Source organism: Nonomuraea wenchangensis, assembly GCF_900111685.1.
Taxonomy (GTDB): Bacteria; Actinomycetota; Actinomycetes; order Streptosporangiales; family Streptosporangiaceae; genus Nonomuraea; species Nonomuraea wenchangensis.
Genome location: NZ_FOHX01000013.1, coordinates 223,388 through 247,510, shown reverse-complemented (window position 1 = coordinate 247,510; position 24,123 = coordinate 223,388). Strand labels below are relative to the sequence as shown.

Genomic DNA, 24,123 nt, shown 5'->3' with positions numbered 1-24,123 from the left:
GGTGTCCATGCCGCTGACCATGCCCAACAATCCCGTGGTGTCGTTGTTGGACACGCCCGGGTTGTTGGACAGGGGGTCAGGTGCGGCGGGCGGCCCAGACGGTGCGCTCGGTGCGTACTGTCAGGTCATGTCGGTGCGGGATGCCGTGCGGGCTGCTGGTGTCGAGGAGTTGGTCGAGCGCGGTGAGGTCGTCGCTTGCGAGCCTGTCGGCGACGACGCCGCGGATGCGCTGTAGGACGCCGAGGGCATAGCGGCTGATCGCCTCGCTTTGCGAGTCTTCGATGTTGACGGCGACGGTGCGCTGGTCCTCGACGGTGAAGCCGGCGGCGGTCAGCATCGGCCCCCAGTCGGCGCCGCGGTGGGGCATATGTTCGGCCTGGAGGAGGTCGGCCGCGGCATGGACGCGCTCTTCGAGGCCGGGCCGGTCCTCGGGGGCGTTGTCGGGCAGGAAACGGGGGTGGCCGGCCAGTTCCACGACGGCGAACAGGCCGCCGGGCGCGAGCGCGTCATGGACGGCGCGCAGTGCGCGGTCCGGGTGGGTCATGTGATGCATCGAGGCCGACGCCCACACCAGGTCCGGTGAGCCAAGGTCGGGCCAGGCCGCTTCGTCGAGGTCGGCCTGCACAGTGCGCACGCGGTCCTGGACGCCGCGGGCACATGCCTTGGTGCGCAGGCGCTGAAGGCGGTCGGCGGATTCGTCGACGGCGGTGATACGCGCGTCGGGGAAGCGGTCGAGGAGGGCGAAGGTGCCCGCGCCTGTGCCGCAGCCCAGATCCACGATGTGGCGTGGGCTGGTCCGCAGCGGCAGCCATGCGGTGATGGAGGCGGTGTGCTCGGCGAGGACCTCGGCGTCCAGGTCGAGGATCTCTGCCTGGCCGTCGGTCGCGTGTTCGTGGTGGTGCCCCTGTGAAGCGCCGTGCTGCGGGGCGTGGATATGTGCGTGGCTCATGGATTTCACCCTAGGGCGGCTATGCGCCTCGGGCACTAGATCTTCCTGTTTACGCAAGACGATGGCGTGGTGTGCTGCCCGACGCGCAAGGACCGCCGAGGCGGAGGCAGCGGCGGGGCCGTCATTCCGGAGCGTTCTGAGCGCCGCCATCGCCGTCGTCGCGCTGGTGGCCGCGGCGGGCGTCGCGGTCGAAGATCCCCAGGATCTCGCAGGGCCCTGTCTCGGCACCGATCGCGTGCGGCAGCATCGTGGGGAACTCGGCCGCGTGGTTGGCCTCAAGGCGGTAGCGGCGGTGGCCGAGCATGAGGACCGCCGTGCCGGACAGGACGACGAGCCATTCGCGCCCTGGGTGGGCACGCATGCGTGCCGGGTTCTCGGGGGGCGGGTCGGTCAGGCGCTGGCGCACCACGCTCATTCCAGGGTCTGCCTTGACGGTCCAGCGCATCCGCCCGTGGGCGCTGTCGATCGTCGGGCTGGTGACGACGTCGTCGGTGGCGGTCTCCACGAGCTGATCAAGCGTGGTGTCCAGCGCGCGGGCGAGGGTGACCAGCTGGTCCAGGGCGAGTCGGCGCTGACCGTTCTCGATGCGGCTCAGTGAGGACTGGCTGAGGTGGGCGCGGGAGGCCAACTCCTCCAAGGACCAGCCCTGCGCCACCCGCAGAGCGCGGAGGCGTTTGCGTACGAGGCTGTCCAGATCATCATCTTCTTGCGTCATAGGCAAAAGCATATGCCTTGGATGCAAATCTGGTTAGCGTCTCGTACGGATGGCCCGCAACTTCCGGGACCACACGCGAGGAAAGGCGGGAGACCATGGCTGGGACGGCTTCTCCGTACGCGAGCGACACACTGCCCGCCTTCGCGGGCGCGTTGCTTCATCGTCCTGGACGGCACCCCGCCCGCCGAGATCCTCCGGGCGGGCCGGGAGCAGGTACGCCAGTACGGCGGCCATCGCCGGGGTGAACCTGGCTGACGGCCAGGTCGTGGCCCGCCGCGTCCTCGCAGTCGCCACGCAGATGCAGGCCCGCGCTCAGGGCCTGGAAGGTCTGGGCCCGCCGCAGCGGCCGGAGCCCTGGCCGGAGCCCTGGCCGGAGCCCTGGCCGGAGCCCACATCAACAACGTACTGGCCACCGCGGACACCGACGCTGCCCTCCACGCAGCCCAGGGCGGCACGTCCCCCTGATATCCCGGCCACGGCACCCGCCGGCGCTCGACCGCCCGGTGATGCGCGGCGCCCCACCCACCCCCTTTTTTTGTTCGGCGACCGGCCCTGCTCCGGCGCCATCTCGGCACGCCCTTTGAAAGGAAACCCATGAGTACGAACCAGCCCGCACAAGTCGCGCAGGCCAGCGGCGGGGGTGCCATCGACGCGCGTCAACTGCGTAAGGTCCTGACCGCCGTCTCCATCGCCCTGATGGCGGTCATCGCCTCGGTGACCGGGCTCAACGTCGCGCAGACCCACATGGCCGTGGAATTCGGCGCGTCCCAGAGCACGGTCCTGTGGATCATCAACATCTACACCCTGGTCCTGGCAGCGCTGCTGCTGCCGCTCGGCGCCCTGGGCGACCGCCTGGGCCGCAAGCCCATGCTCATCGCCGGACTGGGTGTCTTCGGCATCGCCACCGTCGCCGCGGGCTTGGCCCCGGCCGCGGAAGTGATGCTCACCGCCCGTGCGGCCAGCGGTATCGGCGCCGCGATCATCATGCCGATCACGCTTGCCGTCATCACCTCCACCTTCCCCGAACAACAGCGCGGCAAGGCGATCGGCGTGTGGACCGGCATCGCCGGGGGCGGCGGCATCCTGGGCATGTTCCTGTCCGCGCTCCTCGTCGACGTCGCCGACTGGCGCTGGCTGTTCGGCCTGCCAGCCGTCCTCGTCGCCGCGGCCCTGGCCATGACGCTCAAGTCGGTCCCCAACTCCCGCGAGACCTCGCCCCACCGATTCGACACCACCGGCGCTCTGCTCTCCGCGATCGCGGTGACCGGCCTCATCTTCGTCCTGCAGGAAGGCCCCGAACGCGGCTGGACCGCCCCCCAGACACTGGTCAGCCTCACGGCCGGCCTCATCGCCGGCATCGGCTTCATCACCTGGCAGTTGCGCCGCCGCGACACCGGCCTGCTGGACGTACGGCTGTTCCGCGAGCGCACTCTCGCCGCAGGCTCCATCACGCTTCTGGTCGTCTTCGGCGTCCAGGCGGGAATCGGCGTGGTCCTCTTCCCGTTCTTCCAGGCCGTACTCGGCTGGTCGGGCCTGCTGTCCACGGTCGCGATGATGCCCATGGCCGTCGCGATGATGACGGCCTCCGGCCTGGCCCCCAAGCTCGCCTCACGCACCGGCGCCCGCGCCACCATGGTCGTGGGCATTGCCCTGGCCGCCGTCGGCATGGCGCTCATGGCCCTGTTCGTCTCCGTCGACGGCGGCTACCCCTCCGTCCTGCCCGGCCTGCTCGCCATGGGCATCGGCATGGGCCTGTCGATGACCCCCTCCACCGAAGCCATCACCGCCAGCCTTCCGCACCAGAAGCAGGGCGTCGCCTCCGCCCTCAACGACGTCACCCGCGAGTTCGGCACCGCACTCGGCGTTGCCCTGCTCGGCGCGCTCGTCTCCGCCGGTTACCGCAGCTCCATCGACGACAGACTGCACGGCATCCCCCGACACGCCGCCGACACAGCCCGCGAAGGCATCGCCAACGCCGTTGAGGTCGCGACCAACACCGGACCTCACGCACAGGACCTGCTCTACGCAGCCCAGCAGTCCTTCGTCAACGGCTGGCAGCAGGCCATGTGGGCAGGCGCCGCCATCATGTGCGTCCTGTTCGTATACATCGCCTCCCGCGGCCCCAAGAACACGCCCTCACCGGTCGCGGCCGAGGCAGAATCGCCGACGACTACAGGCCGTCTATAAGGCACTGCCTGCCTGCTGCATGACAACCGGTGTCCATACCTCGGGGAGAACGCCCCATCGGACGCGACCCCGGCCCATGCGCACCGCGTCAGTCGAGCAGCGCGGTCGCCTCGACCTCGACGAGCACATCCGGCTCGAAGAGGTACTCCACACCGATGAGGCTGGCCGGCGGCATGGGAAGCTGGAGGCCGATCTCTTCGGCGACAGCCTCCACGCCGGCCATGAAGTCGCCGATCTTCTCCGGGCTCCACTGGGTCACGTAGAACGTCAGGCGCAGCACGTCCGCGAACGAGGCGCCCGCGCCCGCCAGGCCGAGGGCGATGTTCCGCAGTGCTTGGGCGACCTGCCCGGCAAGATCACCGGGGGCCACCGGGGTTCCGTCGGCCTGGCGGGCGACCTGGCCACTCACATGCACCTGAGTCGTGCCCTTGCCGACGGCCACGTGGTGGTAGGGGGTGGGCTGCAGCATGCCTTCCGGCGTGAAGTACTGGACAGTCATGGCCGTTTCTCCTTCAAAGTAGGTATACGTAAGATATCTAGTATCAAAAGGGCACTTCAACGAGACCAGGTTTCACCATGGATACCGACGGCGAACTCCGCATCGACGCCCCTCACCGCGAGCTCCTCGATCAGGTGCTCGACAAGTGGTCCCTCGGCGTGCTCAACGAGCTCTGCGAACGCCCCTGCCGCTTCAACGAGCTGCGCCGGGCCATTCCCGCAGTCACGCAGAAGTCGCTGACCGCCACTCTTCGCCGACTTGAGCGCAACGGGGTGATCGAACGCGAGGTCGTATCCACGCGGCCGGTGGCGGTCAGGTACCGGATCACACCGCTCGGCAAGACCCTGCGGCAGCCCATCGACGTCTTGCTGGCGTGGGCCTCGGAGCACATGCCCACCATCGAACGCGCGCGCGACGCTTTCGACACGCGGGAAGAGACAGGCCTCTGACCCTTCCCCCCTGACCGGTGCCGGCCAGATCTCGCCGCAGGTGAGGCTCGCCGGCGCGCCGGCGGGATCCGTAGAACTCGCCCTGGTGCTCGGCCACCTCGTCCGCCCCACCTTGCGCAGCACCTCGACGAACTCCTCCGGCACCCGGCCGAGCCCGGTGGAGACGGCCTGCAGCGTGGCGAGCTGCTTGCCCAGCATGACCGGCTGGACGTAGGCATTGAGGACGGCCACGCCGAGCCGGACGGAACTCGTCACCCCGGCCAGGCGGGCGAGGGTGACGAGCGGGTCGTGAACGCTGCGGTACTGCTCGTGGTAGCCGAGCTCTCCCGCTCTGGTGGCGACTCGGCGGGGACAAGATCGACAAACACTCACCTTTCGCGATCAACGATCGCTACCGTGGGCCATCCATAGGGCGACGCGTGCGCCGCCCTACGACGAAAGGACGATGTCTTGCGACAGAAGGCTGCCCGGTTCGGCGTGACGCTGGCCATGGCCGCGACCCTCGCCGTCGGTGCCCTCGCCGCCGCCCCTCCGGCCAGCGCCAAGGCTCTGGGCTGGACCCCCTACCAGGGCTACAAGACACTTACGGCCTGCGCCAAGGCGGGTGCCGCCCACTTGGACTGGGGGTGGAAGGAGTACGAGTGCCGATGGGACAGCCCGTACTACATGCTCTGGCTGAGGAGCTGATCGCGGGCACGATGTTCCGCTCGCCGAGTGCCCCGATCGGTCGATGATCCCGTTGGGGCCTTCTTCGTGTGAGAGAACGGCGAGGAGCCGCGCTGTTCAGATCAGCCGAGCCCTCGTCGTTCACCGGTTCACGAGGCGATGTAGGAGTAGAGGTGGTCGGTGACCGTGTGGGCGAGCACCTGAGCGGTCAGCCCGTTCCGTCTTCATGCCGCCTCAGCGCGTGCGGCCGGCGGGGCTGCAGCACGGCGAGGGCGGCTGTGGGATCGTCGGCGAACAAGCGGATCGTACGGACCTCGGCGCGGCTGCCGAGCGGCCGGACGGCTGTGACCGGCTCGGTCAGCTCCAGGATCAGGTTGGTCTGGGACGCCACCGCCACGGCCAGCCGATCCCCGTCCACCTTGACCGTGCCGCTCTCGTTGTAGTTGCGGACGTGCCGCACCCTGGCGATCCGCTCCCGAGGGACACGCAGGTCGAAGAACGCCCCGTAGCGGACGCGCACCTCGTCGCCGGAGACGACGTGCGGACGGGTGACGCACGCCGCGATGACCGCGAGCACGATCAGGACCGCGTAGGCGTCGGCGACCAGGACCACGGCGCGCAGGCCCGCCGTCGCGCCGAACGCCCGCAACAGCACTTCCGCGCCCACCAGCTCCACGACCATCGCCCCCAGGAAGATCACCATCGTGAGGGTCTGCGCGCGGGAGTAGGAAACGGCGGTGGAGCCGGCGGGCACGCCGTGGCGGCGGCGGGCGACCCACAGGGCGAGGCTGATCACGCCCTTCAGGTCGAACCCCACGATCCGCCGCACCTGCTCGGGAACCAGCCGCTCATAGGCGGCGCGGACCGCCGTCCAGCGATCCGCGCCGGCCTGCCGCGCGGCGCCGAACAGCCGGTACGCGGTCACCGCCTCCAGGACGAGCACCGCGGCAACAACCACCTCGGCCACCGCGACCACGGGAAGCGGCAGCGACACACCGGACACGAGCAGGACCGCGAGCACCAGCTCCGCGGGGAGCACGGCGAACAACGCGGCACGCGCGACCCGCACCATCACCCTCGCTCCTTCAGTTGTGTCACGAGCAGCCGGAAGACCTCGGCCTGGGCGGCGGGCAGCTCCCGCAGCAGCTCCTCCAGCCACTGGCCGTTGGCGGCGTCGTCGAGGCTCGCGAGCATCACCGACACCATCTCGTCGGGCAGGTGATCCGCGAGGTCACGCGCGACCGCGGCGACGAGCGGATCACCGGGGTCGGCGTCGGCGAGCTCATCCAGCCGGGCGATGAGGGCATGCCCCCGCGCGTACGCCTCAGGCTCGGTGAGTGGCCGCAACAGATCGGCGAACTCGGCTCCGCCCTCCGAGTCGCTCAAGGTGGCGGCCAGGGTCAGCAGTTCGCGGTCGAGTTCGGCGAACGCCGAGCTCCCGGTGGGAAGGCCGCGCAGCACCTCCGCCATGTCGGGCGAGACCGTCGAGTCGGGGTGCAGGTCCGCCTCCGCAAGCAGAGCCGCCAGCCGGGCCCTTCTGTCGGCGATCGCCGCCTGCTCCCTGGCCAGGTCGGCGTCCAGCTCCAGAAGCATCTCCCGCAGCTCCCGGCCCTGGTCGTCGGCCAGGACGTCGCGGACCTCGTCGAGGGACAGGCCCAGTTCGGCCAGTCGCCGCACCCGGGCGAGCGCCACCGCGTCGCGCAGCCGGTACTCCCGGTAGCCGTTGGCCAGCCGCTCGGGCTCGGGGAGAAGCCCCAGATGGTGGTAGTGGCGTACGGTACGGGTGGAGACCCCGACCATCGTCGCGAGCTCGCTGATCCTCATGCGCTTATTAGAAACGTTGACGCTACGTCATGGTCAAGCGCCGTGATCTTCCCGCTTCGGATTGATCGGCGGGTTGCCGGCCTCGGTCGATGGGCGCGCGACTCGCTGTACATCCTGGACACCCTGATCAACATCGACGCCGGCCCGCAGCCCGAGGTCCTCACCACTGACCAGGCGTCCGATTCGGACACGGTATTCGGAATCTTCTCCATGCTCGGCTACCGGTTCGCGCCCCGCTTCGCCGACCTGGGCGACCAGCGGTTCTGGCGCGCCGAGCTGCCCTACGGGAGCACGCCGGCGTACGGGCCTCTGGATGCGATCGCCCGCAACAAGATCAACCGGCAGAAGATTCACACCCAGTGGTCGGACATGACCCGGGTCTCCGGATCAATGGTGACCAACCAGGCCACCGCCTCGCCGTGCCGGATCATGCCGAGGGCGCCGCAGATGTCGCCGGCGTGGGCGCGCCGGGGCGTGGCGCCGAGACGGTCGAAGGACACACCCGCGCCGGTCGCGGTGAAGTCGGTGGAGGCCATGATGAACCAACCCCTTTCAGCCCGGAATGGGCCGCCAGGGGCGCGCGCTCAGCCGTACTGCCCGCGCCCGCCGCACGCGACGGGGCCAGACATGGGAACGCGGGAGTTGCGGTTACCGCGTGCCGGAGGCGGATGAGGACACGCCGGCCATGAGCCGATATCGGCTCGAACTACTGTCGGACACATCCTCACCTCCGCCCGGCCGGGCACCGCGCCACCGCGGTGCTGCATCCGAGACGGGGCCCGCCTCGTGACAGGCGGCGCACCCCACATCTCGTAAGAGCTTCGGCACTGCCCGGCGTATGCCCGCGAAGATCGTGCGGGAAGCCGCTTGGCCTCACCTCTTAAGCCGGGGAGAGGTGTCCTGACCCTGGGCGTCTCTCGACGTCGTCGGGTCAGCGGCCTGTATCCGGACGTGCTCCCGACGTCTCCATCGATCCCCAGGGCTTCGAGGGCGAGGCGCTCGTCGCCGTTAGCCGCTCCGCCTCATCGTGGGCCCGACAAGGAGGAACTCGAGCCACAAGTCCTCCCGCAGGCAGCTCAGAACGTCCACATAGCCTCTCGAAGAACAGGCGCCCCACCTGGCCCAACGTTTCCACCATGTGCGCGACGAGCAGTTCGCCCGTCATCTCGATGATCCCCGCAGGTCGCGCCCAGGTGTGGCGGTAGCGGACGATCACATCGCTGACCGACGGATGCGGCACCGATGCGGCGATCCTCCCCGCGATGGCGGCTATTTCCCTCCGGGTACCTGCTCCTTGACCTCGTCGTAGCCGACCTTGGCAGGCGCCGCGATCGGCGAGTAGATCACGCGGATCACGCCCGTCGGAAACGCCTCCGTCGCCGTCATTTTCAGGTGGTACGGCGCGTCGCCGTCGTCGAACAGCTTGCGGCCCTTACGCGCCGCCACCGGATGCACCAGCAAGCGCAGCTCATCGACCAGCCCCGCGGCGAGCAGTTGCTGCAACACGGAGATCGACCCGGGGATGAGGATGCCTCTGATGCCGGCATCGGCCTTGAGCGAGGTGACGGCATCGAGGAGATCGCCCTTGATCAGCTCGGAGTTGCGCCAGGAGAACTCCAGCGGCTGGCGCGAGACGACCACCTTGCGCATGTCCCCGAGTTGCTTGGCGAACGGCGCGTCGTCCCCACCCGCGGCCTCACGGCCGGGCCAGGCACCGGCGAAGCTGTCGTAGGTCTCGCGGCCGATGAGCAGCACGTCAGCGGTGTCATAGTCCTCACCGACGGCGCGGCCCATGTTCTCGTCGAAGTACGGGAAGTGCCAATCGGGGTCGATCTCGGCCACACCGTCGGCCGAGATGAACAGCGTAGAGATGATCTTTGCCATTGAGGTGATCCCCTCAAGTCAGGAGGTGTCGATAGGTAGACCGGCGCAGCATCCCAAACTAATCGGCCGGCCACAGGTCCGTCCCGACGGAGAGTCGGCATTTGGAACTCCTTGCCAGCACAGATCAAACCGCTGCTGGCCCGGACCCTCATCGCGCCAACCCCAGATAGCGATCGAGGGGTCGGCGGTCACGGGGAACGGTCGACCGAAACACCTGTGCATGCCTTTGATGCGGCAGATCTACGTCCACTGCGGCTACCTGCTGCTGTACGGTGCGATACCGCCCACGCCCGGGTTGAGCTTCTACCGGCGGCAGAGCTTCGACGTGATGGAGGCCGGGGCGCCGATGGACATGTTGCAGCGTCCATGGGAATGCAAACGATGGCCCGCGCACCCGCGCGGGCCATCGTCGTGGTGTGCGGCACTTATTCGGTTGTCCCCCTACCTATTGGTAGGTAGGCTGCGTCGCCATCCCTGAAAGGCTCACATCGGGCTCAGGACGAGACAGGAGACGAGGTGTCGTGACCCAGCAGGTCGACACCCGCACCCGCGCCCGCGCCCGCGCCCGTGACGAGTTCGCGCGACTCCTGGCCCCGGCCGGCACCAACGCGCAAGGCGCCTTCGACTCCGTCCTCGGCGACCGCGTCCACGACGCCACGCGCGCCGAGATCGCCGGCCCCTGGTTTCCGGCTCCGGCCTTCATGGAACGGGCCGCCGTTGCCCAGCCACCGCCGCCGGAGATGGCCCTGCCTCCGCGGGAACGCCCGGCACCCACCCTCTGCCGGCAACCGGCTCAGGACGTCGTCGATCTCTTCCTGTACGGGGCCGCACCTGACCGGCCCGACACCTGACCGCCGGGCCTGCCCCAACCCACGCCTGTCCGGCGACCGACCACGTCCAGCGCGAGCGGAGAAAAGATCAGATGACCACGACCACCCGCTGGCGGCGTAACGTCGCCTGGTTCCTGACCGGGCAGACCGTGTCGTTGTTCGGCTCGATGATCGCGCAGTACGCGGTGATGTGGTGGGTGACACTGCAGACCCGCTCCGGGCTGGCGGTGGCACTCTACGCGGTGGCCGCCTTCCTGCCCCAGGGCGTGGTGTCGATCTTCGGTGGGGTGCTCGCCGACCGGATGAACCGCCGGGTGCTGGTCATGGTCGCCGACGGCGCCATCGCCCTGGCGACGCTGGTGCTCGGCCTGCTCATGGCCAACGGCGTGACCGACCTGTGGATCGTTCTGCTGGCCGTGGCGGTCCGGTCGCTGGGAGCCGGGGTGCAGACGCCCGCCGTACAGGCGATGATCCCGCAGATCGTGCCGGGTGAGCATCTGATGCGCGTCAACGGGATCTTCCAGACCATCCACTCCGCGATGGCGCTGCTCGCCCCTGCCGTCGCTGCTGCGATCTTCGCCTCCTTCGGTCTCGCCTCCGTCTTCTTCCTGGACGTGGTCACGGCGGTGATCGGGATCGGGCTGCTCGCCCTGGTCGCCGTACCGAGGCTGGAGCGCGCGGCCGAGGCCCGCGTCTCCTACCGGCAGGATCTGGTCGATGGGATGCGATACGTCCGTACCCAGCCCATCGTGCGCTGGCTGCTCATCGTGTACGCCGTCATCTTCCTGCTCACCGTGGCGCCCTCGTTCGTCACGCCACTGATGGTCGCGCGCAGTTTCGGCACCGAGGAGTGGATGCTGGCGGCACTGGAGATCGCCTTCAGCCTGGGCATGTTGCTCGGCGGCGTCCTGATGTCCACGGTGCTGGCCAACCGCAGCCGGATAGGGCTGATCCTTGTCGCCGTCTACGGCTTCGGGCTCGCGACCGTGGCGCTCGGGCTGAGCGGCAACCTGTGGGTCTTCTACGGCTTCATGTTCGTGTTCGGACTGCTGGTGCCGCCGTTCTCGACCCCGTTCACGACGCTGATCCAGGAGACCGTCGAACCGGCCATGCACGGACGCGTGTTCAGTTACCTCGGTATCGTGATGGCGCTGGCCACTCCCGTCGGCATGGCCGTGTTCGGCCCGCTGGCCGACGTGGTCAGCGTGCAGGTCCTGCTGATCGCCGCGGGGCTGGCCGCCATCGCCGTGATCGCGATCGCGACCCGTCTGCCCTCGGGCCGGGCCACCATCGCCGCCGCCCGCGCCACGCACGCTTCCCAAGCCGAGGCCGCTCCCGTGGACGCCTGACTGCACGCAGCCGTTCTCATCCTGAGCAACGGTCGTCCTCAACGGGGTGCCGATAAGACTCGTGCAACCAGGTACACGCGATTGAGTCCGCCCAGGTCGGCGGTGCCCTACTGGTCGGTGGGGAGGTGACTGCGGCGTCTTCCAGGTCGGCTTGGATGGGCAGGGCGAGGGCGCCCGCTTCGAGCTCGTCCATGAGCTGGTCGACGGCACGGGTGGACAGACGGCCCCGCGGCGGTTGAGGAACAGGGCCGGGGTGTCGGCGCCGGGCCGGCTGGGTTGCCACACTGGCGTCGGTGACACAGTGACCTGGCTGTCGCGCGACGGGGTCAGGTCCGGCTCAGTCGGCTGTCACGCGCGAGGGAGTGCGAGTTCCAGCTCGATGAAGTAGATGCCGGTCATGATGGGGGCGAAGTCGGCGACGACGTCCCTCGCGTAGTCACCGCCCTTGCGGAGCTTCACGGCGAGTGGGCGGCCCTCGTAGTCGGCCGTGATTCGATAACGGCCGATGGGGACGTCCTCCAGGCCGGAGCCGTCTCCGTTTCGCGTCGCCATCCCGACGATCAGGGAGCCTTCGGAACCGTCGATCAAGGGGCCCTCCGGAGTGAGAGTGAGTTGTACTTTCTCGTCCTCCGGAAACGTGTCGAGGTAATCGGTGATGCCGAAGTTGAAGAGCACCTTGCCGCCGTAGAAACCGAGATCGTCGGGCTTTTTGCCCGAGAGTTTCCAGGTGAAGTTCCTGATCGCGCCGGTCGGGCCGGCGAAGGTGGCGTCGTCGTCGGGTGCCAGGCTCAGGGTGTAGTCCTGGCCGTTGTACTGCTTGGTCACGCTCGCCGTCGCGTGGAAGGTCGCCCTGACGTCCGTGTCGAGCCGGTAGAAGCCGTCGCTGTCCGTTCTTATGACCGCGTTGCTGTTGTAGAGCAACTGGTTGTCGGCGACGACCTCGGCACCCTCGATGGGGCTGCCCGCCGCGTCGACCACCCGCCCCTTCAGCACGCCGGGTTCGATGTCGCCCATGGTCACCTGACCTTCGTTAGTGGTCCCGCACCCGGTGAGGGTCATCAGCAGGACGCAGATCATCAGCCGTCTTCCCATGTCGCAGAACGTTAAGATCAACGTCTTGCAGGTCACTTGGAGTTGACATCGGGATTTGTCGGTCTTGATCGACAACGTTCCGCCATGGCTGATGAGGCGCCGGCGCGCCACGGCGGCCGCGGCCCGCCCCTTCAGCCCTTGAAGGCACCGTCCATGATCCCGGCGACCATGCGCCTGCCGACGAAGACGAACAACACGAGCAGCGGCAGCGTGGCCAGGAACGAGCCCGACATGGCCAGGCCCAGGTCGACCACATAGTTGTTCTGCAGCGCCTTGATCGCGATCTGAGCGGTGTACATCTCGGGTGACTTCAGGACGATGAACGGCCACAAGAAGTCGTTCCAGGCGGTGACGAACCCGAGCAGCCCCAGCACGAACGCGGCCGGCCGCACCAGCGGGAACGCGATCCGCCAGAAGATCTGCCAGGTGGTCGCCCCGTCGATGCGCGCGGCCTGGAGGATCTCGTCACTGATGGTGGTGGACAGGTGCTGGCGCATCCAGAAGATGCCGAACGCGCTGGCCAGCCCCGGCACGATGAGCGCCTGCAACGTGTCCACCCATCCCAGCGAGGAGATGATCATGTATTGCGGGATGACGGCGAGCTGGGTCGGCACGGTCATGGTCAGCACGACGACGAGGAACAGCGCGTTCCGGCCGCGGAAGCGCAGCTTGGCGAAGGCGAACCCGGCGAGCGAGCACAGCACGGCGTGCCCCACGCCGATCGAGCCGGCCACGATGACGCTGTTGATGATCGAGCGGACGAACGGCACGGTCGAGAACACCAGCCCGGCCAGGTGGAAGAAGTTCTCGCCGGGGATGATCTCCGGCGGCATCCGGGTGGCGACCGCGGTGTCCGTCGTGGCCACCACGAACATCCAGTACAGCGGGAACACGCAGGCCAGCGTGGCCACCGCGAGCAGCAGATAGGTCCACCAGCGGACCCTGTCGGCCTTCTTCATCCTCGCTCCGGGCGGATTCGCGTGGACAGGACGTAGTTGAGCGAAGCGATGGCGATGATCAGTACGAACAGGGCCACGCCGATGGCGGAGCCGTAGCCGAACTGGAACTGGCCGAAGCCCTGCTCGTACAGGAAGAGCGTGAGCGTCTGGCACTGCCGGGCGGACCCGCAGGTCAGCGGCGAGGTGGTGGTGACGAGCAGCGGCTCGGTGAAGATCTGCAGGCCGCCGATGGTGGAGGTGACGATCGTGAACACGATGACCGGGCGCAGCGACGGGATGGAGATGTGCCGGAACTGTTTCCAGGCGCCCGCGCCGTCCACCGCCGCGGCCTCGTAGATCGTCCGCGGAACGGCCTGCAGCGAGGCCAGGTAGAGCAGGGTGGTGTAGCCGAACCAGCGCCAGGCCACCATCACGGCGATCATGGCGTGGCTCCCCCACCCCGACTGCAGGAAGTTGATCGGCTCGACGCCGACGAGCCCGAGCAACCAGTTGAGCAGGCCGTAGTCGCGATCGAACATCTGGGCGAAGACGATCGTGGTGGCCGCCACCGAGGTGATGTACGGCACCAGCATCGACATCCGCCAGAACAACGCGAGCCGCAGCCGCGCATGGTTGAGCAGGTGCGCCAGCACGAGCGCGACCAGGAGCTGCGGCACGGTGGACAGCAGCCAGATGCTGATCGTGTTCCAGGCCGCGTTCCAGAACCGGGTGTCGCCCAGCAGCCGGTTGAAGTTGTCGAAGCCGACGAAGACGTGCTCACCGATGGGGTTCCAGTCGAACAGCGCGACGTAGAACGTGAACAGCAGCGGGACGAGGCCGAAGATCGCGAAGATGAGGAAGAACGGGGCGATGTAGGCGTACGGCGCCAGCCGCTCGGACCAGTTCTGCCGCACCTGCGTCTCGGACTCGGACTCGGGCCGTGCCTGCGGCGGGCTGACCGTCGTCGTCACGTCACTTGCCGATCGAGGTCTTGATGTTGGCCAGTGCCGTGTCCCACGCCTTGGCCGGATCGCCCTTGCCCTGTTCGACGTTGGTGATCGCGTTCAGGAACTCCTGGCCGATGGCGGCGCTGTCCGGGCCGATGAGGAAGGGCTTGAGCCCGAGCAGCGACTCGGTGTAGATCTTCCCGGTCGGCGCGTCGGAGAAGAACGGGTCCTTGCGGCCGAGGAGCTTCGGGTCCTGGTAGGCGGACGGGGTGGTGGGCAACGCGCCGGAGTCGACGAAATGATCGAGCTGGCCCTGCGGCGACTGGGTCTTGGAGATGTAGTCCCAGGCCGCCTTGGGGTTGGCCGCTCCCTTGGGAATGGCCAGGTAGCTGCCGCCCCAGTTGCCGGCGCCGCCGGGGATCTTGGCGACGTCCCACTTGCCCTTGGTGTCGGGGGCGTTGTTGCGGATCTGTTCGAGCAACCACGACGGCGCGGAGATGACGGCGTAGTCGCCCTTGCTCATCGCCGCGCTCCAGCCGTCCTCGAAGGAGCTCAGCCTGGCGGTGATCCCGGACTGCGCCGTCTTGATCGCCAGGTCGAACGCCGTCTTGACCTGGGGGCTGGTGGCGTAGACGACATTGCCGGAGGGGTCGTAGTACTTCTGCGGCCCCTGGTTGACGGCCTGGTAGAAGACGCTGGTGGCGGCGTTGTCGACGAACGCCTTGCCGGTCGCGGCGGTGTACTTCTTGCCGGTCTCGATGAAGGCGTCCCAGGTCGGCCAGAGCTTGCTCACCTCGTCCCGGTCGGTGGGCAGGCCGGCCTGCTTGAACAGGTCGGTCCGGTAGGCGACGGCCATGCCGCCGACGTCGGTGGGAATGCCGATGATCTCCCCGGACCTGGCCGTGGACTGGCTGATCACCCAGTCCAGGTAGTCGCTCTTGATCTTGTCGGCGCCGTACTGGCGCAGGTCCTGGAAGTTCTGCGGCTGCTGGACGAACTTGGGCAGGTCATCACCCTGGATGAGCACCAGGTCGGGCACCTTGCCCCCGGCCAGTGCCGTGGTGAGCGCCTGCGCGGTCTCCGTCGAGCCGCCCACCTCGGTGAGCTTCACCTGCACGCCCGGATTGGCCTTCTGAAAGTCCTCGACGGTCTTCTTCTGGTTGATGCCGCTGAACGACCAGAACTCGAACGATTTGCCGTCGCCCGAGGGCTGGGCCGAGCCGCCACCGCCTCCGCAGGCGGCGGTCAGAGCGAGAGCCGCGGCGAGCACGACCGGGGTGGTTCTACGGAGCTTCACAGGCGATCTCCCCCTGGAGGTCGGGAGCGGCGGGAGGGGACAGGCGGCACGATTCCGAAACTTTTTCGTAATAGTTTCGATCGTTGCTGCCGGACCATATTCTTGAAGCTCGAAATTCGTCAAGAACCTCTGTGAAAGTACGCCGTAACGGTGAAAGGCCGAGGACCCGAACCCGGGTCAGGACCGCGGGACGGGGCCCGTCGACTCGCGGACGCTGAGGGTGGTCGCCAGCTGGAGGTGCCGGGAGGCGGGCTGGACGCCGTCGGCCATGCCGAGGACGGTCTCGACGGCCATCCGGCCCATGCCGACCAGAGGCTGCCGGACGGAGGTGAGCTTGGGCGTGGTCCACTCGGTCTGCGGCGTGTCGTCGAAACCGGTGACCGACAGCTCCCCCGGCACGGAGATGCCGAAGTCCTTCGCCGCGGCGAGGACCCCGAGGGCGATCTCGTCGTTGCCCGCGACGATCGCGGTCGGACGCTCGTCGAGCGCGAGGAGGTCGCGCCCGTGCCGATGCCCCGCCTCGACGGAGAAGGCCTCATGGCGGATCAGCGCGCCGTCCGGCGCGATGCCGGCCGAGCTGAGCGCGGCCTGGTATCCGTGGAAGCGCTCCAGGGAGGGGGCGGAGCCGAGCGGGCCGCCGATCCAGCCGATCCTGCGGTGGCCGAGCGTGATGACGTGCTCGGTCGCCGAGCGGCCGCCCGCCCAGTTCGTGGAGCCGATGCTGACGAGGCGCGACTCGGAGGTGTCGATCGGGTCGATCGTGACGACGGGGACCATGAGCTCCTCCGCGGCCAGCAGCAGCGAGCCTGGTACGGCGACGGCGAGCGCGATGATGCCGACGACGCCGGACGCCTTCTCCCTCTCCATCCAGGCGCGGGCCGCCGTGGGGCTCGTGGCGGCCGCACCGTCGGACGGCAGGCGGAGGAGCAGCTCGGCCTGCGCGGAGGTCGCGGCCACGAGGATGCCTTGAAGCACCGTCCCGGCGTAACGGGACTCGACGATGTCGAGCACGGTGACGAGGGTGCGGCCCCTGGTCTGCTCGTGCCGCGCCGCTGTCGGCATGTAGCCGATCTCGGCCATGGCCTCCAGGACGAGCTCGCGCGTCCTCGGCCCGACGTCGCTGCGGCCGTTGAGCACTTTCGAAGCGGTCGCCAGGGAGACTCCGGCCGTCCGTGCGACATCCGCCAAGGTGACGCGGTCAGAACGACCTCGCGATCGCATGGGGTTCCCTCCCGGGGCTCGAAACTCTTTCGAACGTACCACGAACCCCTTTTCTCCAGTTGCATGCGTTGACAGGGCGCAGATGCGGCACCTACTGTCCTCGCAGCACCGAACAAGTTGCGAAATATTTTCGGAACTCAACGCGAGGGTTGAGACCATGGACGCTTGCAGATCCTCGATCCGCATCGACGGAGAGGCACGCGACGAGAGCGTGCTCCCGCACGTCTGGAGCCGGTGTGTCGGCGCCGGGCGGGCCAACGAGGCGCTGCGCGCGGACTGGCAGCGGCAGTTCGCTGAAGCGGTCGCCGCCGCCGGATTCCGGTACGTCCGTTTTCACGGCATCTTTCATGACGACATGTTCGTGTACCGGGAGCGGTACGGCGGCGGTTTCGGCGAGGACGCGACCCTCGCCTCGCCCGTGTACACGTTCAGCTACGTCGACAAGGTGTTCGACTTCATCCTGGAGTGCGGGGCCCGACCGTTCGTCGAGCTGGGCTTCATGCCGCGCGATCTGGCGACGGTGACCGAGACGCTGTTCTGGTGGGGCGCTCACTGCAGCCCGCCCAAAGACGCGGCGCGCTGGGTCGAGCTGGTGACGAGGTCGATCGAGCACTGGATCGACCGGTACGGCCTCGACGAGGTGCGGGAGTGGCGCTTCGAGGTGTGGAACGAGCCGAACCTCGTCCCGCATTTCTGGACCGGGACCAAGACCGAGTACTTCGAGCTCTACGAGCAGACCGTCCGGGCGATCAAGACGATCGATCCCGCGTTGCGGGTGGGCGGGCCCGCGACGAGTGTCTTCGTTCCCGACGACCGCTACAAGGGCGAGACCGAGGACCGCTCCGCGATGCTCGCGACGGCCACCGCCGCCGACGTGGACGCGCTCGACTGGCGCCCGGTGTGGATCGAGGACTTCATCTCCTGGTGCGCGGAGCGCGAGCTGCCGATCGACTTCATCTCGACCCACACCTACCCTACGGACTACGCCTTCGGCGCCGACGGCGAGGCGGTGCAGATCACCCGGTACGCCGACGCGACCTTCGACGACCTGACCCTGCTCGGCGAGCTCGTGAAGGACAGCGCGTATCCCGATGCGGAAATCCACGTCACCGAGTGGTCGACGTCGCCGTCGGGCCGCGACTTCATCCACGACACGCTGTTCGCGGCGACCTACATCACCCGGTCGTACCTGAAGTGCGCCACCCTCGCCGACTCGATCTCCTACTGGGCCTTCACCGACGTCTTCGAGGAGGGCGGCGCCGGGATCGGCCCGTTCCACGGCGGGTTCGGCCTGGTGAACGAGGCCGGCATCCACAAACCGGCCTTCCACGCGTTCACGATGCTGGGACGGCTCGGCGACCGGCTGCTCCTCGCCACGCCCGACGGTGTCGTGACCCGGGACAGCCGGACGTCGGCCGTGTCGGCGGTGTTCTTCAACTACCCCGAGGACATGGCCTTGAGAGGTCTCAGCTCGCAGGGCTCTTATGCCGCGACCCGCGCGCTGGCCGAAGTGGGGCCGAGCCGCAGGATCCGCCACGCGATCGGCGGCTTGGAGCCCGGCACCACCTTCCTCGTCGAGATCATGGACTGGGAACACGGGAACGCGGCCGAGGCCTGGTACCGGCTCGGCTCTCCCCTCAACCCGTCCCGCGCCGAGAGCGAGCACCTGCGCAGGGTCGGGGACTCGCTCCTCAGGTTCACGCTGACCGTGTCCGGCACGGGCGTTCTGGACCTCGATGTCGAGCTCGCCCCCTGGGGCGTGATGTCGCTGAGGCAGTCGTCCTGACGCTCACGCGCCAGGCAGGCCAGCGCAGACCTCAGCGCCGTGACGCACTCTCGGCATGCTGATCGTGCTGCGCGGCCTGCTCACCGGCATCTCCGGCGGCCAGACCTTCGTCAACCCGCCGCCGTCGATGCTCTTGTCTCGGCTCGGCCCTGTGGGCTCGGGGTCCCCGCCTCGATCTGGCCGTGCCCGATCCTGCCTGTTCGCCGCCGGCCCCCCCGTTCTGACCCGTCCCACCGTGCGTTGTGCTAGAGCAGCAACCACCTGGGCCTGCACTTCCCGCCCGTCGGTCATGCCGAGACCCCCAGATGCCGCAGGGCCCGCGCGGCGCGCAGCCGTAGGCCCAGTCGCCGCCCTTGACCATGACCGACAGGGTGACCACATCGCGCATGGCCATGCGTTCCTTGACCAGGTTGCGATACAGGGTGGCCGCTTGGCCTCGCCGGACGCCTGGCACTCCAGTGACACATCGCGGTCTGAAGTGTTCGGGTCACACGGCGACGGCCGTCCCCTCTCAGATGCTCAACGCGTACACCAACGTGACCGTGGCTGCGGCGAGGAGCAGCGCGTGCAGGATCATGTGTTCAAGATTGGGCCGGGGCCGGTCACCGATGAGGGGCAGCACGATGATCGTCTTGGCATACGTGCGGGCGTGCAGTTGGGCCCAGGTCTCGCCGGTGCCGGCGGTCGCCCACGGAACGGTGACGCCGGCCAGGTAGGGCAGCCACCACAGGGCCAGTCCGCCGACAACGATGAGTATCTCGAGGCCGGCGGCGGCATACGCGGGGATGGGGGTGTGCATCGCGGCCGCGGCAAGCATGAGGACGGCGGGTAGCGTCATGACGGGCGCGTTGACCGTGACCTCGATGGTCTTCTCATGGCGGGTGGCCGCGGTGACGTTGTTGAGCGGGGCGAGGTCGACCAGCGTCGTCAGCACGAAGTAGACGACGGCCAGCAGCACAAGCGTGAGCGCGGCAGCAAACATCGGAGTCTCCTAGGGAGTGTCGATGCCGTCGAGGAAGGTGCCGACGGCGAGGTCGAACCACGCGTCGTAGTACGCGCGGGGAGCGGCGGGCTCGTGGGGTACATCGCCGAACTCGGCCAGTGCCAGCCCGGCGACGAGGACGAAGAGGGACTGGGCCAGCAGCAGCGCCCGTTCTGCCGTGGTGTTCAGGCTGGCGGCCAGGGGCGGCCCGAGGCGGTCGGCGATCTGCTGTGCGAGCTGTGGCGAGACGTTCTTCGTGGCGACCACGGCGGCGGCACCGGGATGCGTACGCAAGATGTCGCGCAGGCGCACGGCCATCGTGGTGAGCATCTCCCGCCATGGGACGGTGAGGTCGGCGTCGCCATGCAGCTCATGAGCGACTCGGTCGGCGATCGCCTGGAGCAGGGTGTCCTTGTTGCGCACGTGGTAGTAGAGCGAAGCCGCCTTGACATCGAGGCGGGCCGCGAGGACGCGCATCGACAGCCCGGCATCGCCTTCCTGGTCGAGGATGTCCAGCGCCGTCTCCAGGATCAGCGCGGCGCTCAGGGGGCGTGGGGGCATGTCCACCTCATCTAACGGTGTTAGGCAATCTAACACTGTTAGATCAGAGGTGCAAGCCTGGCCCGTCCATGCCTGTGCGGTGTCGATCCGGCCAACGAGAGCGTCTACCATCGCGCGCGCCGCGAACTGGGACGCGATGGCTACACAATCGACGACAACGGACACATCGCCCGCGTCGGAGTCGGTATCCGCCCTGGCGCGTTAGCGAATCTCACCGACGCCACCGCCATCAACTCATCGAAAGCACCGCCAAGCTGGTCCTGCACGAACTCGGCCACACCGTGGACCCGCGCGCCGACATCCAGGAACTCATCCGCGAAGCGCAAAAGGCACTGCTCCTCCAGCCGAACAAGGCCGCCAGCCCAGACGGCACCGACGCCGTCAAGAAAATCTTGGGCAGCGCCAGCGCCATCGCCATAGGTGTCGCCGAACTACGCAACCGCGGCTACGGCACCGGCCACGGGCCCGCCCGCGCCCGGCACGGGCTGCGGCCCCGGCACGCTCATCTTGCAGCCAACGCGGCCATCACGGGGTGCGAGCTCATTCTCGAAACGCTGGCTGATCCCGACGCTCCGTGGCGAAAGCCGCCATCGGGCTGGCGTTTCGGGCGGCGGGGGCAAGGCTGAACATAGGCACGGCGCTCTCGCCGATCTTGGTGCCGGCTGGTGGGCCGCTTTTCCACGGTGCGGCCGTTCCTGTCGCTGCCGGAGCCGATGGGCCAGAAGAAGATCACAGGGAGATAGCCGCCGACCCCGGCCGTTGTCTGGCGGCACACGGCCGCCGGACAAGGTCGCCCACCGCCGAAATCAGACGCCTTCGCGCAGGTACAGGTCGCGCAGCAGGCCGATCTCGCCGCCGTGATGTGTGACCTCTTTCAGAGCGTGCAGCGCGAGCTTCAGATAGGTCTCATCGGCCCAACCGCCGGGGCCCATGCCTATCGGCGCCAACAGGCGCTTGTCGCCGAGGGCTGCGATACGGGAGATGAAGTGCTCCCAGTCCTCGGCGAGCGCCTGGATGCCCTCTTTGGCGGTGCCCGGCCACACATCGCGGTCGCCGTAGTCGGGAACGTCGTCGAAGAGGTAGATCACGTAGCCTCGCAGGCAGAGGTTGCCGATGTGCCAGATGCGCCAGGCGATCGTCGTGACGGGGTCCGGCGCGTCCGGACTCGATTCCGGAAAGAGCGTGGCGACGCGGAAGAGGCCGTCGTCCCCGGGGCGGATGCCGATGCAGTCGCCGACCGGCTCCCAGTGGTACTCGGCGTCGGTCAGGCCCTCCAGGCGCCCGAACAGCTGGTAGCGCACGTTTTCGAAGGCTGCGAGAATGTCCCGCGTGACGGGGTCGGGCACGATCATGTCAGCCATGTCAACTCCAGGGCTCGGTGGTTTCGGGTCGGTCGGGATGATCAGGGTCGACGGGTTGGCCGACTCGGTCACGTGCCGCCGCCTCGGCGTGTGTCGCCGGGTGCGAGCAGGCTGGTGAGTTCGGCGATGGCGTCCGGCGACGGCTTGAAGTAGCGGCGGACGTTCTCTGCCTTCTTGTGCCGCGACTTGGCCATCAACATCAGCAGGCTCGCCCCCTGCTCCCTGAGGTGGGTCAGACCGGAGTGCCGGAACTCGTGCAGATCCCAGCCTGTGCCCGCTCCGTGCAGCGCGGTGTGCTCGTCCAGCAGGGCGCGGGCCTGGCCGCGGCGGCGGGCCTTGACTGCGCGCCTCTGGCCTTCACCAGCGCGCGGCGGCCGGCGAAGTCCAGGTCCTCGATATTCAGCAGCAGGATCTCCTCCGCCCGCGCCACGGTCTCGTACAGCATCCGGTAGAAGCACTTCTCCCGCAGGTGCACCTCGCGGCGGGCGATCAGTCGGTCGATCGCCATGTTCGAGCGCGCCGGCGTCTCGGAGTCCGGCGGGGTCAAGCGCTTGGCCCAGGCCGGCACCTCCGGGCCGTCGAAGCCACGCTCGGCACACCAGGCGAGCCAGGACAGCACCGCCGCCCGGCGGGCGTTCCAGGTGTTCACCGCCGTCGAGTCCGACAACGCTTCGAGGGCCTCGCCGAGCTCGTCGTCCGCGACCTGCCCGAGCGGCCGGCCCTCGCCGACCCGTTCGGCGGTCTTGCCGACCCCGATCGCGTAGTTCCGCACCGTGTGCGGCGGCGGCCACCGCTTCCCCCTTGCCACAGATGACAGGGCCGCTTCGCGTAGCGGCGCGGAACCGTCGCCGCAGGTCGCGATCAACGATGCGCCAGATAATAGGGCATTATCCGTAGCAGCATTCGACCTCAACCAGCGTGAACGCTTGCCGATCTCCGCTTCAAGATCATCCCAATGTGGGTTTTGGGCTTATGTGGGCTGCCCCCCCCCTAGAAACCGAACTCCGAGGCAGGAACCCGGACCTGCTTGGTCACGTGCTCCACCACGTCGTCCGGCAACTCTGAACGGCCGCGCGGGAACCGGCCGTGCTGCGTGTAGAACTTCAGCAAGATCGCGAATCCGAGTCGAGTGGCGTCGCAGGCCGCGTTCCTGGCCGCCGCCGTGGACGACCGGCTCCGGCTTCACTCCGTCGCAAACGTAGAGGGCGGCGATGCCCTTGGGCGCGTACATCTTGTGCCCGACCACGGTCAGCAGGTCCACGCCGAGCGCCTCGACGTCCACCGTGATCTTGCCGACGGCTTGGGCGGCGTGGCAGTGCGGCAGCGCCCCGTGCTCGTGCGCCAGGGCCGCGAGGTCGGAGAGCGGCTGCAGGGCGCCGGTCTCGTTGTTGGCGGCCATCACCGACACCGGCACCGTCTCCTCCTCCAGCGCGGCGGCCAGCGCGGCCGGATCCACCGGAGCCCTGGTCATATTCGGCCGGGAATTCCCGCTAAGCCGCCGAGCACCTGACATGCGGGAGAGCGTCGGATTCGAGCCCCTCGGCCGACCGCGATCTCGTACTTTCGTCCAGGCCCCGGGCCCTGGGCACCCGGCCTCCTCGTCCTACGCCAGAAGGACGATCTTGCCGCGGGCGTGCTCCCGCTCCAGGAGCCGGAGGGCGTCGGCGGTCTCGCTGAGCGGATACGTGCGTTCGATCACCGGTGTCACCTTGCCGTCGGCGACGAAGCCGGCGAGCGTCCGCAGGTCCTCGGCGGTGCTCCGGGAGGTCAGGACGCGGAGCCGCTGCCGGACGAACGGCGTCTGTGCGACCGTGGCCAGCAGCCGGGGAATGGGCCCGAGCACCGGCCCACCCGCGCTGTTGGAGGCGATGTAGATGCCGCCGGGGGCGAGGAGCCGGCGCAGCGCCGAGATCGGGTGGTTGCCGACCATGTCGATCAGGACGTCGAAGCGGCGTGTATCCCGGGTGAAATCCTCGCGGGTGTAGTCGATCACGTGGTCGGCGCCGAGCGAGCGCACCAGCTCGGCGTTGCGGGTGCTGCACACGCCGGTGACCTCGGCGCCGAGCGCCTTGGCGAGCTGCACGGTGAACGTGCCGACCCCGCCGGAGGCACCGTTGACCAGCACCGTCGTGCCGGGGCGCGCGGCGCCGAGCCGCAGCGCCTGCAAGGCTGTGATCCCGGCCACGGGTAAGGTGGCCGCCTGCTCGAACGTCACCTGCTCCGGCTTCCTGGCCAGTCGTTTCGCCGGGATCGCGACGTATTCGGCGAAGCCGCGCTGGGCCGCCTCGCCGAAGACCTCGTCGCCGACCTGGAGGTCCTTGACGTCCGGGCCGATCTCCGCCACCGTGCCCGCGACGGCGCGTCCCAGGACGGTGGCCTTCGGCCGCCGCACCCCGAACGCCAGGCGCAGCAGGAACGGCGTGCCGCGCAGGGTGAGCAGGTCGGCGTGGTTGAGCGCGGCGGCGCGCACCCGGACCAGCACCTCACCCGCGGCCGGGGCGGGACGGTCGACGTCGGCGTGACGCACGACGTCGGGCGAGCCGTACTCCTGATAGACGATCGCTTTCATGCCGGTCTCCTGATTCG

The 24,123-nt window shown here is 68.5% G+C and carries 27 protein-coding genes and 1 riboswitch; of the genes, 9 read left to right on the top strand and 18 right to left on the bottom strand.

Annotated elements, in window-relative coordinates; all coding sequences use genetic code 11:
- Positions 1-76: 76 nt before the first annotated feature.
- Positions 77-949, bottom strand: a complete 873-nt coding sequence (locus BMW85_RS33280) for a class I SAM-dependent methyltransferase (RefSeq protein WP_091089467.1) — start codon at positions 947-949, stop codon at positions 77-79.
- 121 nt (positions 950-1,070) lie between these two features.
- Positions 1,071-1,664, bottom strand: a complete 594-nt coding sequence (locus BMW85_RS33275) for a helix-turn-helix domain-containing protein (RefSeq protein WP_177241011.1) — start codon at positions 1,662-1,664, stop codon at positions 1,071-1,073.
- A gap of 594 nt (positions 1,665-2,258) precedes the next feature.
- On the opposite strand from BMW85_RS33275, the gene BMW85_RS33265 reads away from it, so the two are divergent.
- Positions 2,259-3,851, top strand: a complete 1,593-nt coding sequence (locus BMW85_RS33265; protein ID WP_091089461.1) for an MFS transporter — start codon at positions 2,259-2,261, stop codon at positions 3,849-3,851.
- Between the two features lie 88 nt (positions 3,852-3,939).
- Here the strand turns inward: BMW85_RS33265 and BMW85_RS33260 are convergent, their stop codons facing one another.
- Complete coding sequence (locus BMW85_RS33260) at positions 3,940-4,350, bottom strand: RidA family protein (protein ID WP_091089460.1); 411 nt, start codon at positions 4,348-4,350, stop codon at positions 3,940-3,942.
- Between the two features lie 77 nt (positions 4,351-4,427).
- Here BMW85_RS33260 and BMW85_RS33255 point away from each other — a divergent pair, with 77 nt between their 5' ends.
- From BMW85_RS33255 to BMW85_RS33245, 3 genes are all read left to right on the top strand, one after another.
- Positions 4,428-4,799, top strand: a complete 372-nt coding sequence (locus BMW85_RS33255) for a winged helix-turn-helix transcriptional regulator (RefSeq protein WP_091089457.1) — start codon at positions 4,428-4,430, stop codon at positions 4,797-4,799.
- Between the two features lie 40 nt (positions 4,800-4,839).
- Entirely contained in the window at positions 4,840-5,013 is a 174-nt protein-coding gene (locus BMW85_RS51480) for a hypothetical protein (protein WP_177241010.1), read from the top strand.
- A 236-nt stretch (positions 5,014-5,249) separates the two neighbouring features.
- Positions 5,250-5,486 carry a hypothetical protein gene (locus BMW85_RS33245; RefSeq protein ID WP_091089454.1) on the top strand — a complete coding sequence of 79 codons (237 nt, stop codon included), beginning with the start codon at positions 5,250-5,252 and terminating at the stop codon, positions 5,484-5,486.
- 187 nt (positions 5,487-5,673) lie between these two features.
- On the opposite strand, the gene BMW85_RS33240 is transcribed toward BMW85_RS33245, so the two are convergent.
- Positions 5,674-6,537 carry a hypothetical protein gene (locus BMW85_RS33240; RefSeq protein WP_091089452.1) on the bottom strand — a complete coding sequence of 288 codons (864 nt, stop codon included), beginning with the start codon at positions 6,535-6,537 and terminating at the stop codon, positions 5,674-5,676.
- Positions 6,537-7,289, bottom strand: coding sequence for a MerR family transcriptional regulator (locus BMW85_RS33235; RefSeq protein ID WP_091089449.1), 753 nt, complete (start codon positions 7,287-7,289; stop codon positions 6,537-6,539). Before BMW85_RS33235 ends, BMW85_RS33240 begins: the two co-directional genes overlap by 1 nt.
- Before the next feature lie 42 nt (positions 7,290-7,331).
- Here BMW85_RS33235 and BMW85_RS52660 point away from each other — a divergent pair, with 42 nt between their 5' ends.
- Positions 7,332-7,961: a Tn3 family transposase gene (locus BMW85_RS52660; RefSeq protein ID WP_425434394.1), complete on the top strand. Its 630-nt coding sequence runs from the start codon at positions 7,332-7,334 to the stop codon at positions 7,959-7,961.
- A 126-nt stretch (positions 7,962-8,087) separates the two neighbouring features.
- A riboswitch (M-box (ykoK) riboswitch) is annotated at positions 8,088-8,266 on the bottom strand.
- A 292-nt stretch (positions 8,267-8,558) separates the two neighbouring features.
- Here BMW85_RS52660 and BMW85_RS33225 read toward each other — a convergent pair.
- Positions 8,559-9,173 carry a dihydrofolate reductase family protein gene (locus BMW85_RS33225; protein WP_091089447.1) on the bottom strand — a complete coding sequence of 205 codons (615 nt, stop codon included), beginning with the start codon at positions 9,171-9,173 and terminating at the stop codon, positions 8,559-8,561.
- Positions 9,174-9,694: 521 nt separating this feature from the next.
- On the opposite strand from BMW85_RS33225, the gene BMW85_RS33220 reads away from it, so the two are divergent.
- Positions 9,695-10,024, top strand: coding sequence for a hypothetical protein (locus BMW85_RS33220; protein ID WP_143082491.1), 330 nt, complete (start codon positions 9,695-9,697; stop codon positions 10,022-10,024).
- A gap of 71 nt (positions 10,025-10,095) precedes the next feature.
- The gene (locus tag BMW85_RS33215) at positions 10,096-11,352 is read left to right on the top strand and encodes an MFS transporter (protein ID WP_091089445.1); all 1,257 of its coding nucleotides are present in this window, start codon (positions 10,096-10,098) and stop codon (positions 11,350-11,352) included.
- A 348-nt stretch (positions 11,353-11,700) separates the two neighbouring features.
- Here BMW85_RS33215 and BMW85_RS33210 read toward each other — a convergent pair whose 3' ends face one another.
- The 5 genes from BMW85_RS33210 to BMW85_RS33190 all read right to left on the bottom strand — a co-directional run bounded on the left by BMW85_RS33210 (position 11,701) and on the right by BMW85_RS33190 (position 16,814).
- Positions 11,701-12,444 carry a carboxypeptidase-like regulatory domain-containing protein gene (locus BMW85_RS33210; protein WP_143082490.1) on the bottom strand — a complete coding sequence of 248 codons (744 nt, stop codon included), beginning with the start codon at positions 12,442-12,444 and terminating at the stop codon, positions 11,701-11,703.
- A 131-nt stretch (positions 12,445-12,575) separates the two neighbouring features.
- Complete coding sequence (locus tag BMW85_RS33205) at positions 12,576-13,403, bottom strand: carbohydrate ABC transporter permease (protein WP_091089440.1); 828 nt, start codon at positions 13,401-13,403, stop codon at positions 12,576-12,578.
- On the bottom strand, positions 13,400-14,353 hold the full coding sequence (locus BMW85_RS33200; RefSeq protein WP_091089438.1) for a carbohydrate ABC transporter permease: 954 nt from the start codon (positions 14,351-14,353) through the stop codon (positions 13,400-13,402). The genes BMW85_RS33205 and BMW85_RS33200 overlap by 4 nt, the downstream gene beginning before the upstream one ends.
- Position 14,354: 1 nt before the next feature.
- Positions 14,355-15,626: an ABC transporter substrate-binding protein gene (locus BMW85_RS33195; RefSeq protein ID WP_091089435.1), complete on the bottom strand. Its 1,272-nt coding sequence runs from the start codon at positions 15,624-15,626 to the stop codon at positions 14,355-14,357.
- Positions 15,627-15,803: 177 nt separating this feature from the next.
- A complete protein-coding gene (locus BMW85_RS33190) occupies positions 15,804-16,814 on the bottom strand; it encodes a LacI family DNA-binding transcriptional regulator (protein WP_245775206.1) in 1,011 nt (336 codons plus the stop codon).
- Between the two features lie 190 nt (positions 16,815-17,004).
- On the opposite strand from BMW85_RS33190, the gene BMW85_RS33185 reads away from it, so the two are divergent.
- On the top strand, positions 17,005-18,633 hold the full coding sequence (locus tag BMW85_RS33185; RefSeq protein ID WP_091089431.1) for a GH39 family glycosyl hydrolase: 1,629 nt from the start codon (positions 17,005-17,007) through the stop codon (positions 18,631-18,633).
- 511 nt (positions 18,634-19,144) lie between these two features.
- Here BMW85_RS33185 and BMW85_RS33180 read toward each other — a convergent pair.
- Positions 19,145-19,615, bottom strand: a complete 471-nt coding sequence (locus BMW85_RS33180) for a hypothetical protein (protein WP_143082489.1) — start codon at positions 19,613-19,615, stop codon at positions 19,145-19,147.
- A 9-nt stretch (positions 19,616-19,624) separates the two neighbouring features.
- A complete protein-coding gene (locus tag BMW85_RS33175; RefSeq protein ID WP_177241009.1) occupies positions 19,625-20,176 on the bottom strand; it encodes a TetR/AcrR family transcriptional regulator in 552 nt (183 codons plus the stop codon).
- Between the two features lie 281 nt (positions 20,177-20,457).
- On the opposite strand from BMW85_RS33175, the gene BMW85_RS51470 reads away from it, so the two are divergent.
- Positions 20,458-20,802 carry an abortive infection family protein gene (locus tag BMW85_RS51470; RefSeq protein WP_245775205.1) on the top strand — a complete coding sequence of 115 codons (345 nt, stop codon included), beginning with the start codon at positions 20,458-20,460 and terminating at the stop codon, positions 20,800-20,802.
- Between the two features lie 180 nt (positions 20,803-20,982).
- Here the strand turns inward: BMW85_RS51470 and BMW85_RS33165 are convergent, their stop codons facing one another.
- The 5 genes from BMW85_RS33165 to BMW85_RS33145 all read right to left on the bottom strand — a co-directional run bounded on the left by BMW85_RS33165 (position 20,983) and on the right by BMW85_RS33145 (position 24,106).
- A complete protein-coding gene (locus tag BMW85_RS33165) occupies positions 20,983-21,537 on the bottom strand; it encodes a DinB family protein (RefSeq protein ID WP_091089424.1) in 555 nt (184 codons plus the stop codon).
- Between the two features lie 68 nt (positions 21,538-21,605).
- Positions 21,606-21,737: a hypothetical protein gene (locus BMW85_RS52115; protein ID WP_281249631.1), complete on the bottom strand. Its 132-nt coding sequence runs from the start codon at positions 21,735-21,737 to the stop codon at positions 21,606-21,608.
- A 32-nt stretch (positions 21,738-21,769) separates the two neighbouring features.
- Positions 21,770-22,345: a site-specific integrase gene (locus tag BMW85_RS50560; RefSeq protein WP_218156038.1), complete on the bottom strand. Its 576-nt coding sequence runs from the start codon at positions 22,343-22,345 to the stop codon at positions 21,770-21,772.
- A gap of 162 nt (positions 22,346-22,507) precedes the next feature.
- Entirely contained in the window at positions 22,508-23,008 is a 501-nt protein-coding gene (locus BMW85_RS50555; RefSeq protein ID WP_218156037.1) for an aminotransferase class V-fold PLP-dependent enzyme, read from the bottom strand.
- Positions 23,009-23,140: 132 nt separating this feature from the next.
- Complete coding sequence (locus BMW85_RS33145) at positions 23,141-24,106, bottom strand: NAD(P)-dependent alcohol dehydrogenase (RefSeq protein WP_091089422.1); 966 nt, start codon at positions 24,104-24,106, stop codon at positions 23,141-23,143.
- Between the last annotated feature and the right edge of the window lie 17 nt (positions 24,107-24,123).